13 protein-coding genes and 2 pseudogenes are annotated in these 16,125 nt (G+C 62.6%); 6 read left to right on the forward strand and 9 right to left on the reverse strand.

Annotation, left to right across the window (positions count from 1 at the left end; genetic code table 11):
- A pseudogene (locus BLP76_RS18750) lies at window positions 1-261 on the reverse strand (IS630 family transposase); the annotation flags it as partial.
- A gap of 141 nt (window positions 262-402) precedes the next feature.
- On the opposite strand from BLP76_RS18750, the gene BLP76_RS04765 reads away from it, so the two are divergent.
- The gene (locus BLP76_RS04765; protein ID WP_111328836.1) at window positions 403-1,095 is read left to right on the forward strand and encodes a glutathione S-transferase N-terminal domain-containing protein; all 693 of its coding nucleotides are present in this window, start codon (window positions 403-405) and stop codon (window positions 1,093-1,095) included.
- Between the two features lie 92 nt (window positions 1,096-1,187).
- Window positions 1,188-2,483 carry an S-methyl-5-thioribose kinase gene (gene mtnK / locus BLP76_RS04770; RefSeq protein ID WP_092810175.1) on the forward strand — a complete coding sequence of 432 codons (1,296 nt, stop codon included), beginning with the start codon at window positions 1,188-1,190 and terminating at the stop codon, window positions 2,481-2,483.
- 25 nt (window positions 2,484-2,508) lie between these two features.
- Here the strand turns inward: mtnK and BLP76_RS04775 are convergent, their stop codons facing one another.
- Together BLP76_RS04775 and BLP76_RS04780 are read right to left on the reverse strand one after the other, a co-directional pair.
- Complete coding sequence (locus tag BLP76_RS04775; RefSeq protein ID WP_092810177.1) at window positions 2,509-3,042, reverse strand: GNAT family N-acetyltransferase; 534 nt, start codon at window positions 3,040-3,042, stop codon at window positions 2,509-2,511.
- Window positions 3,043-3,190: 148 nt separating this feature from the next.
- Window positions 3,191-3,583, reverse strand: a pseudogene (locus BLP76_RS04780) (translation initiation factor eIF-2B alpha/beta/delta subunit family protein); the annotation flags it as partial.
- A 206-nt stretch (window positions 3,584-3,789) separates the two neighbouring features.
- Between BLP76_RS04780 and BLP76_RS04785 the strand changes: the two are divergent.
- Entirely contained in the window at window positions 3,790-4,542 is a 753-nt protein-coding gene (locus BLP76_RS04785) for an SDR family oxidoreductase (protein ID WP_092810179.1), read from the forward strand.
- A gap of 36 nt (window positions 4,543-4,578) precedes the next feature.
- Here the strand turns inward: BLP76_RS04785 and mtnA are convergent, their stop codons facing one another.
- Window positions 4,579-5,685: an S-methyl-5-thioribose-1-phosphate isomerase gene (mtnA, locus tag BLP76_RS04790; RefSeq protein WP_092810181.1), complete on the reverse strand. Its 1,107-nt coding sequence runs from the start codon at window positions 5,683-5,685 to the stop codon at window positions 4,579-4,581.
- A 141-nt stretch (window positions 5,686-5,826) separates the two neighbouring features.
- Between mtnA and BLP76_RS04795 the strand changes: the two genes are divergently transcribed.
- On the forward strand, window positions 5,827-6,498 hold the full coding sequence (locus BLP76_RS04795; protein WP_092810182.1) for a class II aldolase/adducin family protein: 672 nt from the start codon (window positions 5,827-5,829) through the stop codon (window positions 6,496-6,498).
- A 78-nt stretch (window positions 6,499-6,576) separates the two neighbouring features.
- On the opposite strand, the gene BLP76_RS04800 is transcribed toward BLP76_RS04795, so the two are convergent.
- The 4 genes from BLP76_RS04800 to BLP76_RS04815 all read right to left on the reverse strand — a co-directional run bounded on the left by BLP76_RS04800 (window position 6,577) and on the right by BLP76_RS04815 (window position 12,017).
- On the reverse strand, window positions 6,577-8,235 hold the full coding sequence (locus BLP76_RS04800; RefSeq protein WP_092810184.1) for an ABC transporter ATP-binding protein: 1,659 nt from the start codon (window positions 8,233-8,235) through the stop codon (window positions 6,577-6,579).
- A gap of 1 nt (window position 8,236) precedes the next feature.
- Window positions 8,237-9,370, reverse strand: coding sequence for an ABC transporter permease (locus BLP76_RS04805; RefSeq protein ID WP_092810186.1), 1,134 nt, complete (start codon window positions 9,368-9,370; stop codon window positions 8,237-8,239).
- 8 nt (window positions 9,371-9,378) lie between these two features.
- Window positions 9,379-10,302 carry an oligopeptide ABC transporter permease OppB gene (gene oppB, locus BLP76_RS04810; RefSeq protein WP_092810188.1) on the reverse strand — a complete coding sequence of 308 codons (924 nt, stop codon included), beginning with the start codon at window positions 10,300-10,302 and terminating at the stop codon, window positions 9,379-9,381.
- Window positions 10,303-10,430: 128 nt separating this feature from the next.
- A complete protein-coding gene (locus BLP76_RS04815) occupies window positions 10,431-12,017 on the reverse strand; it encodes a peptide ABC transporter substrate-binding protein (protein ID WP_092810190.1) in 1,587 nt (528 codons plus the stop codon).
- 162 nt (window positions 12,018-12,179) lie between these two features.
- Here BLP76_RS04815 and BLP76_RS04820 point away from each other — a divergent pair, with 162 nt between their 5' ends.
- Window positions 12,180-12,896: a fumarylacetoacetate hydrolase family protein gene (locus tag BLP76_RS04820; protein ID WP_092810192.1), complete on the forward strand. Its 717-nt coding sequence runs from the start codon at window positions 12,180-12,182 to the stop codon at window positions 12,894-12,896.
- Window positions 12,897-12,905: 9 nt separating this feature from the next.
- Here the strand turns inward: BLP76_RS04820 and BLP76_RS04825 are convergent, their stop codons facing one another.
- Window positions 12,906-13,916: an NAD-dependent epimerase gene (locus BLP76_RS04825; RefSeq protein ID WP_092810195.1), complete on the reverse strand. Its 1,011-nt coding sequence runs from the start codon at window positions 13,914-13,916 to the stop codon at window positions 12,906-12,908.
- Window positions 13,917-14,309: 393 nt separating this feature from the next.
- Between BLP76_RS04825 and bchE the strand changes: the two genes are divergently transcribed.
- A complete protein-coding gene (bchE, locus tag BLP76_RS04830; RefSeq protein ID WP_092811285.1) occupies window positions 14,310-16,079 on the forward strand; it encodes a magnesium-protoporphyrin IX monomethyl ester anaerobic oxidative cyclase in 1,770 nt (589 codons plus the stop codon).
- Window positions 16,080-16,125 lie beyond the last annotated feature (46 nt).

Raw genomic sequence — 16,125 nt, forward strand, 5'->3', positions numbered from 1 at the left:
GGCCAGCTCTGGCATGGTGATGTCCGGCCGGCGTTCGACCTCGCCGATCAGGAAGGCCTCAAAGGTTGCCAACTTGCCACTGCCGCGCGGTCGCCCCTGACGCGCCGGGGCCGCGGACCCAGCACGACTCTGGCGCTGCATCAGCTTGATCGCAAAGCTCTCGCTCACTCCGAAATGCTCTGCCGTCGAACGACGCGAATGGCCGCTTGCAATACGAGCCACCACCCGCTCGCGAAGATCCATCGAATAGCATCGGCCCATGATCCACCTCCTCAAACAGTGAATCATGCTTCAGCCAATCCGCAAACCTCCGATTCTCATTTCAGGTCCGATGCTCTAGAAAACCGGAACGACGTTAACCTTTGCCGGCTTTCGAACGCGCCGGTTTTCGAGGGGGGAACGATGACGCGAAGGCTTTTCGATCTGTGCGGGCGAGACCGCAATTTGCGTTTCAGCCCGTATTGCTGGCGGGCGAAGATGGCGCTCGCCCATAAGGGCCTTGAGTTCGAGACCGTGCCGACGCCGTTTCTCGGCGTCGCGGCGATCGAGCCCGATGTCGTACGCACGGTGCCCGTGCTCGACGACCATGGCATCAGGGTGCGCGATTCCTTCGACATCGCAGTCCATCTGGAACATGCCTATCCCGACCGGGCGCCGCTTTTTGCCGCCGCGGACGGGATTGCGGCCGCGCGTTTCATGGAAAGCGCCACGTTCGCCACGCTGCATCCGCCGATCATGCGTATGATCGTGAAGGATATCCACGACCAGCTCGACGATGCCGATCAAGAGTATTTCCGCGAGAGCCGGGAAAGCCGTCTCGGCCTGCCTCTCGAAGAAGCGCAACAGGATGTCGGGCTCGTCAGTCCCGAACTCGACAAGGCGCTGGCGCCGCTCCGCCGCACGCTGGAATTCCATCCCTGGCTTGCCGGCGACGAGCCGGGATTCGTCGATTACATCCCCTTTGGAACACTGATGTGGCTTGCCGTCATCCATGGCGGGCTGCCGATCGATCCCGACGATGCCGTTGCCGACTGGTTCGGCCGCTGTCTCGACCTCCATAACGGCCTGGCGCGCGGCGCACGCTTCGCCGCCTGAGGCAACGCGCGGTCTTGCGGGACGCTCGCCAAGGGCGTTGCATCTCCTGACACGAGGTCGAGCCCCCGCCGCGCGGGGGCGGGGAGGATGAGATGACCGCACCGTTGCAAGTCCCGCCGGGCTATCGCGCCCATGATCCGGAAAGCCTTCGCGGCTATCTCGCCGAGATTTCCGCCGTGCGCGACCGGCTCGGCGGCGATCCCGCCGCCTGGACGATCGAGGAGTTCGGGGATGGCAATCTCAATCTCGTCTTCAAGGTGCGCGGGCCGGAGATGGGTGTCGCGGTCAAGCAGGCGCTTCCCTATCTCCGCCTCGTCGGCGAGGGCTGGCCGCTGCCGCTCGAACGCGCGCATTTCGAACATATGGCTCTCAGCCACGAGGCGCGGCATGCGCCGGGCCTCGTGCCGGAGATCTACCATTACGACGAGACGCTGGCACTCATCGCCATGGAGCTTCTGGAGCCGCATATCATCATGCGGCACGGCATGATCGCCGGCACGGTCTATCCGAGGTTTGCCGACGACCTCTCTACCTTCGCCGCCAATACGCTCTTCTTCACCTCCGACCTCGCGCTCAAGGCCGCAGAGAAGAAGGCGATGGTCGGCGCCTTTGCCGGCAACACCGAGCTCTGCAAGATCACCGAGGACCTCATTTTCACCGAGCCCTATATGGTGGCAGAGCGCAACCGCTGGACGGCGCCATATCTCGATCCGCTCGCTGCCGCGATCCGCGAGGACGGCGACCTCAAGGTCGCGATCTCCCGCCTCAAGGTGAAGTTCATGTGCGATGCGGAGGCGATGCTGCACGGCGATCTCCACACCGGTTCCGTCATGCTGACGCCGGAGGAGACGCGCGTCATCGACCCGGAATTCGCCTTCATGGGGCCGATGGGCTTCGATACCGGCGCGGTGATCGCGAACCTTCTGATCGCCTATTTTTCGCAGGTGGGCTACGAGAGCGCGCCGGGCGGACGCGACGCCTATCGCGCCTGGGTGCTTCGGGCGACCGCCGATTTCTGGAACGGTTTTCGTGCCAAGTTCAAAAAGCTCTGGGAGGAGAACGGTACGGGCGACGCCTATCCTGCGCCGCTCTTCGCCTCGGAGGTGGGCCAGAAGCGGCTTGCGGCAGAGCGCGAAGCCTATCTCGACCGGCTTTTTGCCGACACGCTCGGCTTTGCCGCCGCCAAGATGATCCGCCGCATTCTGGGCCTCGCCCACAACATCGATCTGGAAAAGATTGCGGACGAAAAGGTGCGCGCAACCGCTGAGGCTCGCTGCCTGCGGCTCGCCCGCGACATGATGGTGAACACGGGCGCCTACACTTCGATCGAGGCGGTCTGCGGTCAGGCTGAGCGGCTCAACGGCTGGGAGCCGAAACTCGGGGGATAGGGGAAGAAAGCTGGGAAATCTTTGACTATCCCTGCAAATGTTCCTCGTCGGGCGCCAGGAGCGGCTTTTCGAGAAGGATGACTCGCGACCGAACGTTTTGGCCTAAGTAGGGCTTCACCTCGCCTGTCGGCTCAAAGCCCATTTTCCGCCAGAAGCCCATGACGGGGTTGGCCTCAACCACTGCCAGGCGGATGGTCCGTGCTCGAAGTGTCTGGCGCGCGAGCCGTTCCGCTTCTGTGTAGAGCTGCCGGCCGATGCCTTTACCGTGAAGTCTCTCTTTCACGGCAAGGAGGCCTATGAAGGCGATGCTCGGAGCGGGGTACCCCTCGACGATATCCAGCAGGCCGATGGGCAGGTCGTCTCGATACGCGACGAATGCGTGTTTGTGTCGAGCATCGCGGCCGGGTGGCAGTTCCGTGGCAAAGTCGTAGGCTGCTTCGGGTCTCCGGGGACAGCCGTCGACGTGCATCGAGTAGGTGCCAAGTTCATCAAACACGGCCTCCGCGTCCCCCATGTTGTCGGGATGAACCCGGTGCAGATGCAGAGCCGATCCTGCCATAGCTTTTCCTTGAGCCTTCGATCATTTTTGCGGCTGCGCGGACCATGCGCTCGGTTCCACATCAACGATCTTGCGGCTCTCGCCGTTTAATAGCGTCGCTGAGCCTCAATGCCTTTCGCGATGCCAACAGTGAACCCGGTATCGCCGCTCAAGCCGCCACCCGCACCCTTTCGGGGAACGCTGCGGCGATCGCCTCGGCTGTCGGCTCGATGACGCCGCGCTCGGTCACGAGGCCGGTGATCTTTGCCACCTCCTCGCCGGAGCGCTGTTCGATGGGGATCTCCTTCGCCCCGTCATGGACGCTGAAATCGATCGTGGGAGAGGGCAGGCCGACATAAAACGGCACGGAATTGTCGCGCGCGGCGAGCGCCTTCAAATAGGTGCCGATCTTGTTGCAGACGTCGCCGGAAGCCGTGGTGCGGTCTGTGCCGACGATCACCATGTCAACGATGCCATGCTGCATGAGATGGCCGCCGGTGTTGTCTGCAATCACCGTATGCGGCACGCCGTGATGGCCGAGCTCCCAGGCGGTCAGCGAGGCGCGCAGCCTGACGCTGGCGCGCGACATGATGGTGAACACCGCCGCCTATCCGACCATCGAGGTCGTGAAGGCGCAGGCACAGCGGCTGAATGCGTGGGAGCCGAAGCTCAGGGTAGGTGGACCGCAGGCTGTCTGGAATCGGGTGGATCGATCAGAGAAACAGTCTCTAGCTGGGCACTCCTCAACTGCTTTGCGGGAGTGCCACGATGGATCTTCTTTCAAACAAGGTTGCTGTCATCACCGGGGCCAGTTCCGGTATCGGCAGGGCCGCAGCCAGGCTCTTCGCCAGCGAGGGCGCGCGAGTCGTCGTCTGTGCGCGGCGAAGCGGGCCGCTCGATGAGCTCGCCGCAGAAATCCGGTCGGAAGGGGGCGAAGTCGCTGTCGTCGCAGGCGATGTAGCGCATGAGAGGACGCACCGGGCCTGTATCGAAGTTGCCGAGAAAACGTTCGGTGCGGTCCACGTCGCATTCAACAACGCGGGCGTGGTGGGAGAAATGCGGCCTCTTTCGGAGTTGACGCGCGATGAATGGGAACACGTCCTCCACACCAACCTCACCGCGGCGTTTCTCGGTGCGAAGGTGCAGGTGCCGGCGCTGTTGAGGCATGGCGGCGGATCGCTGGTGTTTACCGGCAGCTTTGTCGGCAACAGCGTCGGCTTGCCCGGCATGGCTGCGTACGGCGCCGCAAAGGCCGGGCTGCTGGGTCTGGTGAAAGGCCTAACCGCCGACTATGGCGCACAAGGCATCCGGGCCAACGCTCTTCTGCCGGGCGGCACGGAGACCGCCATGGCCGGCGATGCCGCGCAGCGTGATTGGGCCGCCAGCCTTCATGCTATGAAGCGGATTGCCCATCCGGACGAGATCGCGCGCGCCGCACTATTTCTGGCAAGCGACCAGTCCAGTTTCGTCACAGGTTCGGCTCTTTGGGCCGATGGCGGCAATTCAGCCGTCAAGTTGTAGCGAGCGCCGACCGCTGCTTGTGGACGATTGGACTTTTTACGCCGCTGCCTGAACGCGCTCGGGAAACGCCGCCGCGATCGCCTCGCGGTTCGCGGCAAGAACCCCGCGCTCGGTCACGAGCCCCGTTACCAGCCGGGCGGGTGTCACGTCGAAGGCGTAGTTCGCCACAGGGGATTTCTCGGGGACGATGGTCACCGTCTCGATGTCTCCCGAAGCGGTGCGGCCGGTGATTTTTGCCACCTCCTCGCCGGAGCGCTGTTCGATGGGGATCTCCTTCACCCCGTCATGGACGCGGAAATCGATCGTGGGCGAGGGCAGGCCGACATAAAATGGCACGGAATTGTCGCGCGCGGCGAGCGCCTTCAAATAGGTGCCGATCTTGTTGCAGACGTCGCCGGAAGCTGTGGTGCGGTCTGTGCCGACGATCACCATGTCGACCATGCCATGCTGCATGAGATGACCGCCGGTGTTGTCTGCGATCACCGTATGCGGCACGCCGTGATGGCCTAGCTCCCAGGCGGTCAGCGAGGCGCCCTGGTTGCGCGGCCGCGTCTCGTCTACCCAGACATGGACCGGAATGCCCGCCTCATGCGCCATATAGATCGGCGCTGTCGCCGGGCCCCAATCGACGGTCGCCAGCCAGCCCGCATTGCAATGGGTGAGGATGTTGACCGTCTCGCCCGGCCGCTTGCCGGCGCAGATCGCCTCGATGATCGGAAGCCCCGCACGGCCGATGCCACGGTTGATCTCCACGTCCTCGTCGGCGATCTCGGCCGCCCGCTCGTAGGCGCGTGCCGGACGCTCGGTCGGCGACAGAGGCGACAATGCCTGCATCATCTCGTCGAGCGCCCAGCGGAGATTGATGGCCGTCGGGCGGGTGGCGTGAAGATGGTCGTAGGCGGCGGACAGGGCTTCGTTGGAGGGATCGCTGCGGGCCGCGAGCGCCATGCCGTAGGCGGCCGTGGCCCCGATCAGGGGGGCTCCGCGCACCAGCATGTCCTTGATGGCGATTGCGGCGTCCTCCATCGTCTCAAGGCGCGCGATCTCGAAACGATGCGGCAGCTTCGTCTGGTCGATGATCTCGACGGTCTCGCCGTCATCATTCAGCCAGATGGTGCGATAGGGCCTGCCATCGACCTGCATCTTGTCCTCCTGCAGTATGCACCGAACATGGTCGGAGCGCCGTGTCGGCCTGTCAATGAGACGCAAAGGCAGGGCGCATTCCTGCGCGCCGCATGGCGGAACGTGCCGCTTCGTGATAGCGCCGAGACAGGAGGAACTGCCATGAGCAAGAGAGAGAAGGCGCTGAGGAAGGCGATCATTGCCGCCTGTCGCGAGATGAATGCCAGCGGCCTCAATCAGGGGACGGCGGGCAATATCTCGGCGCGGTACAAGGACCGGCTTCTGATCACGCCGAGCGGCATTCCCTATGACGAGCTGGAGCCGGAGATGATCGCGGCCCTGCCGCTCAACGGCGAATACGGCGCCTATGAGGGGCCAAACAAGCCATCGAGCGAATGGCGCTTCCATCTCGACATCGCGAAGGCGCGGCCGGAGATCGGCGCCACCGTGCACACGCATGCGCCCTATGCGACGACGCTCGCGATCGCGCGGCGGGAGATCCCCGCCTGCCATTACATGGTGACGGCATTCGGCGGGGCGGAGATCCGCTGTGCCCCCTATCGCAAATTCGGCTCCAAGGAATTGTCCGAGGTCGCGCTTGAAGCCCTTCAGGGCCGAAAAGGCTGCCTCCTCGCCAATCACGGCATGATCGCCATCGGCGCCGATCTGGAGCGGGCGATGTGGCTTGCCGTCGAGCTCGAAGCGCTCGCCCGGCACTACTATCAGGCGCTTCTGATCGGCGGCCCTGTGCTTCTCTCGGAAGAAGAGATCGTCGAAGCCGGCGAGCTCATGTCCGGCTACGGACTTGCCGTGGAGCCGGCGCGCGACGCCTGAGACGCCGCGCGTATTTCACTCAAGGAGCAAGGCCCGGGGGCACCAGCCCGGGGGAGGTGCCAGGGGAGGCGGGGAGGCTCAGGACGCCTCCGCCTCCTTTGCCGAGGCCGCTTCCCGCTCGGCCTCTCTGCGGGCCTCCTGGCTCATGAAGGCCGCGGCCATTAGTTCTTTCGTGTAGTCCTTCTGCGGGCGGGCGAAGACATCTTCCGTCAGCCCTTCTTCCACGACCTTGCCTTCCTTCATGACGATGACCGTGTCGGCCAGCGCCCGCACCACCGACAGATCGTGGCTGATGAAGAGATAGGAGAGGTTGTGCTCGCGCTGCAGTTTGCGCAACAGGTCGACGATCTCCTTCTGCACCGAGCGATCGAGCGCCGAGGTGGGCTCGTCGAGGACGAGCACTTTCGGCTTCAAGATCATGGCGCGGGCAATCGCGATCCTCTGCCGCTGACCGCCGGAGAATTCGTGCGGATAGCGGTTGCGCATCGCCGGATCGAGCTGCACCTCCTTGAGCGCCTCCACGGCACGGCGGTCGCGTTCCTTGCGGCTGAGCTCCGGCTCGTGGACGAGCAACCCTTCGGTGATGATCTGCCCGACCGTGAGGCGCGGGGAGAGCGAGCCGTAGGGGTCCTGGAAGACGATCTGCAATTGCCGGCGCAGAGGGCGATCGCGGCGAAGATCGGCGCCGGTCAGATCCTGACCCTCGAAGATGATCTCGCCGCGGCTTGAAATGAGGCGCAGCAGCGCGCGCCCGAGCGTCGACTTGCCGGAGCCCGATTCGCCGACGATGCCGATCGTCTGGCCCTGTCTCAGCGTCAAAGAGAGGTTGTCGACGGCTTTCAATTCGAAGGAATTCTTGCCGAAGAAGCCCTCTTTGATCTTGAAGGAGACGGAGACGCCGCGCCCCTGCAGCAGCACGGGGGCGGTATCGGGGACCGGCTCCTTGTGTCCCTCCGGCTCCGCGGCCAGGAGCATCTTCGTATAGGGGTGTTGCGGGCGCACGAAGATTTCGCTGACGGCGCCCTGTTCCACAACCTCGCCGGCGCGCATGACATAGACGCGGTCGGCGAAGCGGCGAACGATGCCGAGATCGTGGGTGATGAAGACGATCGCCATCCCGAGACGATTTTGGAGATCCTTCAGGAGCCTGAGGATTTCCGCCTGGATCGTCACGTCGAGAGCGGTCGTCGGTTCATCGGCGATGAGGATGTCGGGATCGTTGGCGAGCGCCATGGCGATCATGACGCGCTGGCGCTGGCCGCCGGACATCTCATGCGGATAGGCGTCGAGACGCCGCTCGGCATTGGGGATGCGCACGAGCTTCAGAAGTTCGAGCGCCTTTGCCCGCGCTGCCTTGGGGCTCAGCCCGCCGTGATGGATCATCGGTTCGGCGATCTGCCGGCCGATCCTATAGAGCGGGTCGAGCGAGGACATCGGCTCCTGGAAGATCATGGTGATCTTGTCGCCGCGGATGCGGTTGAGCTTGCGCGGGGAGAGGCGCAGAAGGTCCTCGCCGCGATAGAGCGCCTCGCCACTGGCCCGGCCATTGGAGGCCAAAAGGCCCATCAGCGACATCACGGTCTGGCTCTTGCCGGAACCGGATTCGCCGACGATGGCGACGGTTTCGCCGGAGGCGACATCGAAATTGACGCCGCGCACGGCATCGACCTGACCGTCGGCGAGCTTGAAGCTCACCTTGAGATCGCGCACGGACAGCACGTTTTCGGTGGTGCTCATGTCAGCGGTCCTTCGGATCGAGCGCGTCGCGCAGGCCATCGCCGATGAAGTTCAGCGAAAACAAGATGAGGGCGAGAGCGATGGAGGGATAAAGCAGGAGCCAGCTGGCCCCCTGCATGTTCTTGGCGCCTTCGGAAATGAGCACGCCGAGGCTCGTCAGGGGCTCCTGGACACCGAGACCGAGGAAGGAGAGGAAACTCTCCAGGAGGATCACCTTCGGTACCAGAAGCGTCATGTAGACGGCCACCGGACCCAGAACATTCGGAATGATGTGACGGCGCACGATCCCGGCATTGGAGACGCCCAGCGCCTCCGCCGCCTCGACGAATTCACGCCGCTTCAAGCTCAAGGTTTGGCCACGCACGATACGCGCCATGTCGAGCCATTCGATGGCTCCTACGGCGATGAACATCAGTACGAAATTGCGGCCGAAGAAGACCACGAGCAGAATGACGAAGAAGATGAACGGCAGAGAATAAAGCACGTCGACGAGGCGCATCATGACGTTGTCGACGCGCCCGCCCAGATAACCGGCGGTGGCGCCGTAGGCGACCCCGATCATCAGGGCGACGACCGTCGCCAGAAGTCCGATGGCGAGAGAGATGCGGATCGCCATGAAGATTCGCGCCAGGAGATCGCGCCCGTTGCCGTCGGTGCCGGCAATGAAATAAAGCCGCGCGACGTCGGCTTCGAGCACGGCGGAACGGCCATCGGCCGACGTCTCGGCGATCTTGGCGTTGGAGAAGAGATCAGAGCGGTCGACATAGCGCGTGATACGCGGATCGACCTCGTCGTCATCGGTGATTTCGGCGCGCACTTTGTCGCCTTCGACCTCGACGGAGGCGACGTCGACACGGGCGCGGGAGAGCGAGCGTTCCATTTCCGGCACGATGCGCTCTTCATGCGGGTAGGCCTCAAGGCTCGCCGGTACGCGCACATATTCCGAATAGACGCGGTCATAAGGATGCGGCCATACGAGAGGCCCGACGAGCGAGGCGACAGCCATGACGACGAGAATGAACAGGCTCGTCATGGCCGCCTTGTTGCGGCGGAGGCGCACCAGCGCGTCCTGCCACAGCGAGCGGCCGGAGATCGTCGGCTCGTCGAGTGTGATGGGTTCTTCAGTGATCGACATGTTCGGGCTCAATCGTAGCGGACGCGCGGATCGAGCCACGCATAGACAAGGTCGACGATCATGTTGAACACGACCACGAAGATGGAGACGACCACGACCGTGCCCATGACGAGCGTGTAGTCGCGGTTGAGCGCCGCCTGGACGAAATAGCGACCGACGCCCGGAATGCCGAAGATCGTTTCAACGACGATCGAGCCGGTCAGAAGCGCGGCTGCAGCAGGTCCAAGATAGGATACGACCGGCAGAATGGCCGCCCGCAGGGCATGCACCATGACGACGACGCGGGTCGGCAAGCCATAGGCACGCACCGTGCGCACATGATCCGAGCGCAAGGCCTCGATCATGGCGCCGCGGATGAGGCGTGCGACGATGGCGATCTGCGGCAGAGCGAGCGTGACGATCGGAAGGATCTTGTTGGGAAGGGCGCCGTTGCCCCAGCCGCCGGCGGGGAGCCAACCGAGCGACACGCCGAAAATCAAGGACAGCACCGGTGCGATGACGAAGGGCGGAATGGTGATGCCGAACGTGGCGACGCCGACGACGAGATAATCGATCGTGGAATTCTGCTTCAGCGCGGCGATCGAGCCCAAAACCGTGCCGATGATGAGGGCGAGCGTCAGCGCCGATGCGCCGAGCTGGATCGACACCGGCAGACCTGCGGCGAACAGATCGCCGACGGAGAAGTCACGGTAGACAAAGCTCGGACCGAGATCTCCATGCAGCAGGTTGCTCAGGTAAAGCAGATATTGTCGCCAGAGCGGCTCGTTGAGGTGATAGATGCGGTTCAAGTTTTCCATCACCTTGGCTTCCAGGGGGCGTTCCAGATTGAACGGTCCGCCCGGTGCCACGCGCATCAGGAAAAACGATATCGTAATGATCACAAAGAGCGTCGGAATGGCTGTCGCCAACCGGCGCAAAACATAGCTCAGCATCGCCGCTCCGTCGGTGGAAGGCGAAGCCTGCCCATCGGTTCAGGCAGCTTCTATGATTGCAGAAAAAAACCGGACGAGGCTCGAGGTTCCCGCACATCCGGTGCACGGGAACCTCTGCGTCAGCCCAATTACTGCTCGAGCGACATCCACCGCGTTCCGTGGACGTTGACGAGGTTGTCCTCCCAGCCCTGCAGCTTGTCGGAAACCAGGCTGAGGGACGAGTAATAGAGGATCGGGATGAAGGGCAGGTCGCGCATGAAGATCGTCTCGGCCTGCTTCAGGACTTCAGCGCGCTCATCGAGGTCGCTGGTCTCTTCGGCCTTCTCCATCAGCGCATCATATTCCGGATTGTCGTAATTTGCATAGTTGAAGCCCGGATTGTTGCTCTCCACCAGGAACAGGAAGTTCTGCGGGTCGGAATAATCGCCGATCCAGCCGGCACGCGCGATGTCGAAGTCGCCCTTGTCGCGCAGATAGGCGTAGTGGGTGGCGCCATCGGCCGTCACGAATGTCGTCTTCACACCGATATTCTTCCACATATCGGCGATCGCGGTCGCCGTGTTCTGGTGGTTCTCTCCGGTGTTGTAACGGATCTCGACACTGAGCGGGTTGTCCTTGCTATAGCCCGCCTCTTCGAGCAGTTCGATGGCTTTGTCTTCGCGATCGAGCGGATCCATGTCCTTGTAATCGGCATAGGCCGGCTCGCCGTAATTGCCGATGCCCGGAGGGACCAGTGAATAGGCGGGCAGCATGGCCCCGGCCCAGATCTCGTCGGCGATGAATTCACGATCGATCGCCATCGACAGAGCCTGGCGAACGCGCACGTCGGAAAGCTTCTCCTTGTCGGCCTTCACCGCATAATAATAGTTGCCGAGATACGGAACGATGTGGACCTCGTCGCCCAGCGTATCCTTCACGTACTTCATCTGCTCGGTCGGAATGTCGGAGCAGGATTGCACCTCGCCGGCCTCGAAACGCCGCAGGCAGGCTGAGCGATCTTCGAAGGGAATGTAGATCACCTTGTCGATCGACACATTGTCGGCGTCGTGGAAATTCTTGTTCTTGACGAGGACGATACGCGAATTCGGCGTGAATTCCTGGAGCGTATAGGCGCCGTTCGACACCATGTTCTCCGGCTGCACGAAATCGGTGCCGAACTCCTTCACCGCCGGCGGATAGACGGGCAGGCTGGTCTGATGGGTGAGAAGCTCGAGGAAGTAAGGCGTCTGGTTTTCCAGGGTGAACTGGAGCGTGTGCTCGTCGAGCGCCTTGACGCCGATCTCTTCGGGCGGAACCTTGCCCGAATTGGCCGCTTCAGCGTTTTTGATCGGATAGAGGATGTTGGCGTATTTGGCGCCGGTCTCCGGGTTGATGATCCTCTGATAGGAGAAGACGAAATCCTCCGCCGTCAGAGGTTCGCCGTTCGACCATTTGGCATCGTCGCGCAGGTGGAACGTCCAGGTCAGACCGTCATCGGATGTTTCCCAGCTCTCTGCGACGCCCGGGACGACTTTGGCTGAAGAGCTATAGACGACGAGGCCTTCATAAAGGTCACGTAGGACATTCGCTTCCGAAATGGTCGACGTTTTGTGCTGATCGAGCGTCTCGGGGTCGGCGTCGTTGCCGCGTGTATAAGTGACCTCGGCACTGGCGCTCGCGGCCATCAATGCTACCGCGGCTGCGCCCAGAACGAACCTGGACAACAATCTGCGCATTCCTGATCCTCCTTGAGAGGGCGGGCTTCAAAAGCCCAGCCTAACGTGCGGGGACACTACGCGGGGAATCGATTGTATGGCAACTTGCCGCCACGGAAGCGTCGAAATCCTGTGCCGCGGTGTCCACAGGCCTGTCGCCGCACGCGCAAAGGAGGCGCCCTTATGACGTCATTGGACGCCCAGTCGAATTTCGTTTTCCCGCCGCCACCGACGCTTGGCGTGCCGGTCGCGACATCCGCGGCGAATTTCCCCGTGCGCCGGATCTTCTGTGTCGGTCGCAATTATGCCGACCATGCGCGGGAAATGGGCGCCGAGGTCGATCGTGAGGCGCCGTTTTATTTCACCAAGCCCGCCGAGGCGGTCGCTTTGTCGGGAACAACGATCGCGTATCCGCCGGGAACGCAGGATTGCCATTACGAAGGGGAGTTTGTGGTGGCGCTCGGCGGTTCTGCGTTTCAGGTCTCGGCGGATGAGGCGATGGGTTGTGTCTTCGGCTATGCCGCCGGCATCGATTTGACGCGGCGCGACCTGCAGGGCGCGGCAAAGGCGAAAGGCCGGCCCTGGGATCTCGGCAAGGCGTTTGAGAATTCCGCCCTTATCGCCACCATCGCGCCCGTGTCCGATTTCGGTGCGATCGGCGAGCAGACGCTGACAACGCGCGTCAATGGCGAGGTGCGGCAGCAGGCGAGGCTTTCCGACATGGTCTGGAGCGTGCCGGAGCTGATCGCCCATCTGTCGCGCTATTATCACCTGAAACCCGGCGATCTTCTCTATACGGGCACACCCGCCGGTGTCGGCGCGGTGAAGCCCGACGACAAATTGTCCGTCAAGATCGAGGGGCTCGATGAGCTCGACATCGCAATCGGGGAGGCGGAGTGACCGCGCCGCTCAGGCTTTCCCGTAAAAATCCCGGTACCAGGCGATGAAGCGCGCGATGCCCTCCTTGATGGGCGTCTTCGGCCGATAGCCGAGATCGTCGGCGAGCGCGTCGATATCGGCATAGGTGGTGGGCACGTCGCCCGGCTGCATCGGCAGGAAGATCTTTTCCGCCTCGCGGCCGAGCGCTTCTTCGATGGCGGCGATGAAATCCATGAGCTCGACCGGCTGGTTGTTGCCGATGTTGTAGAGCCGGTAGGGCGCCGAGGAGGAGGCGGGGTTCGGCGCGGCGCTGTCCCATTGCGCGTCCGGCTCGGGGGCATGATCGAGCACCCGCACCACGCCTTCGACGATGTCGTCGATATAGGTGAAATCGCGGGAATGGTGGCCGTTGTTGAAGACCTCGATCGGTTCGCCGGCGAGAATCTTCCGCGTGAAAAGAAAGAGCGACATGTCCGGGCGGCCCCACGGCCCGTAGACCGTGAAGAAGCGCAAGCCCGTCACCGGCAGGCGGTAGAGATGCGCGTAGGAATGCGCCATCAGCTCGTTTGCCTTCTTCGTCGCCGCATACAGGCTGAGCGGATGATCGACGTTCTGCGCGACGCTGAACGGCATCGCCGTGTTGGCACCATAGACGGAGCTCGACGAGGCGTAGGCGAGGTGGGCGACGCCATTGTGGCGGCAACCTTCGAGGACGTTGAGGAAACCGACGAGATTGGCGTCGGCATAGGCGTGCGGATTGGTGATGCCGTAACGCACGCCCGCCTGTGCCGCGAGATGGATGACGCGGTCCGGCCGCTCCTCGGCGAAGAGAGCGGCACTGCCTTCACGATCGGCAAGATCGAGGCGGCGAAAGTGAAAGTCGGCCATGGATTGAAGGCGGGCAAGCCGCGCTTCTTTCAGGGTCACGTCGTAATAATCGTTGAGATTGTCGACGCCGATCACCGTGTCGCCGCGGGCAAGAAGACGCTGCGCCGTGTGGAAGCCTATGAAGCCGGCGGCCCCTGTGACGAGAACTTTCATCGCGCGCGTCCTCTCGGGACGGTTGGGAGGGGCTGCGGAACTTTGACGGCGCGGCCTTGGGCCGTGGCACAGGAAAACATGGGACGGATCTTCGATCGCGGGTGCCGGAGCTCCGGCTCCTAACACCGGGCGTGCGGCAGGCAAAGGGCTACGGCTCGCGAAGATGTCTCGATCCGCGGCGACTTACCGCAAGGATGCGGCGCTTCTGCCTATCGCGCCGCCGCCGAAACAGTGTCAATTCCGCGCGACAGATACGTGCGACCACGTCCAGGCCGACCTTTAAGTGGGTGCAAGAAAGCCCGCTCTGCGTGTCATTTGATCGACATCAAAGTGAAGTGTCACGCAGACCTTACAATGGAAACTGTCAAGCGACCTCTCCCGGAGACGGAATCGATGCGCATTCTCATGATTCATCCGAACTACCATTCTGGTGGTGCGGAGATCGCAGGTAACTGGCCACCCGCATGGGTTGCTTATCTGGCGGGCGCTCTGAAAACGGCCGGTTTTACCGATGTCCGTTTCATTGATGCGATGACCGACCGCATCGAGGATGAGGAGCTCCGACGTATTATTCGCGAGGAAAAGCCGGATGTCGTCGGCGCCACCTCGATCACGCCGTCCATCTACAAGGCCGAGCGTGTCCTTCAGATCGCGAAGGAAGAGCATCCGAACGCCCTGACCATTATCGGCGGCGTGCATGCGAGCTTCATGTACCGCCAGGTTCTGACCGAGGCGCCGTGGATCGACGCCATCATCCGGGGCGAGGGCGAGGCCGTCATCGTCAATGTGATGAAGGCGCTCGAGAGCGGCAACTGGAACGAAGCGCGGTCGAAGGTCCTCGGTATCGCTTATAGCGAGGGCGATCAGGTCGTCGCCACGCCGGCCGAGCCGCCGATTGCCGATGTCGACACGATCAAGCCGGACTGGAGCGTGCTCGACTGGGAAAAGTATATCTATATCCCGCTCAACACGCGCGTCGCCGTGCCGAATTTCGCGCGCGGCTGCCCCTTCACCTGCTCGTTCTGCTCGCAGTGGAAATTCTGGCGCAACTACCGTGTCCGCGACCCGCTCAAAGTGGTCGACGAGATCGAGGATCTGGTGCGCAACCACGGCGTCGGCTTCTTCATTCTGGCCGACGAAGAGCCCACCATTCACCGCAAGAAGTTCATCCGCTTCTGCGAAGAGATGGTGAAGCGCGATCTGCCGGTTCTCTGGGGTATCAACACCCGCGTCACCGACGTCATTCGTGACGAGAAGCTTTTGCCGCTTTATCGCAAGGCCGGCCTCATTCACGTGTCTCTGGGCACGGAAGCTGCCGCGCAGCTGAAGCTCGATCTGTTCAACAAGGAGACGACGGTCGCTCAGAACAAGCGCGCCGTTCAGCTTCTCAAGAAGAACGGCATCATGGCGGAGGCGCAGTTCATCGTCGGTCTCGACAACGAGACACCGGAGACGCTGGAAGAAACCTATCGCATGGTGATCGACTGGGGCGCGGAGATGGCCAACTGGTCCATGTACACGCCGTGGCCGTTTGCCGATCTCTTCCAGGAGCTCGGTGATAAGGTCGAGATCTTCGACTACGAGAAGTACAACTTCGTTACGCCGATCGTGAAGCCGGCGGCGATGGATCGGGCCACCTTGCTCGATCGCGTCATGCACAATTATCGCCGCTTCTACATGCGCAAGATGCTGTTCCACTATCCGTGGATCCGCGACAAGACCTTGCGGCGTTACATGATGGGCTGCTTGAAGGCCTTCATGCGCTCGGGCATGCGGCGTGAGTTCTACGATCTCGGTCGTGTGAACTACTGGGGCCCGCAATCGAAGAAGAAAGTCGACTTCGGTTTCGACGAGACTCGCACGCTCGATCGGCGCCAGCTTGCCGATCTGAAGAGTGCGCCGCCGCCGCGCAAACTGAAGAAAAAGCGGGTTCCTGCAGAGGTCGCCGCCAACGGTGTGAACGGAGCCAATGGTGCAAACGGTCATGCCGAGGAGATCGACGAGGGCGATCAGTACGATGAGGCGGTGATGACGCCTGCCGCCGTCAGCGCCTGTGGGGCTCCGAAGGGACTGCCGGAAGACGGAGACGATTATGATGAGGCGATCACCTCATCCAATCCCGCTCCGGCCGAGACGGAGAAGCCCCGGGCGACAGTGCATTAGGGCACGGCGATGGCCGTGACCGACGAGCCGACGCGAGTCGGGGGGC

It is taken from the genome of Afifella marina DSM 2698 (assembly GCF_900102695.1).
GTDB classification, from domain to species: Bacteria; Pseudomonadota; Alphaproteobacteria; order Rhizobiales; family Afifellaceae; genus Afifella; species Afifella marina.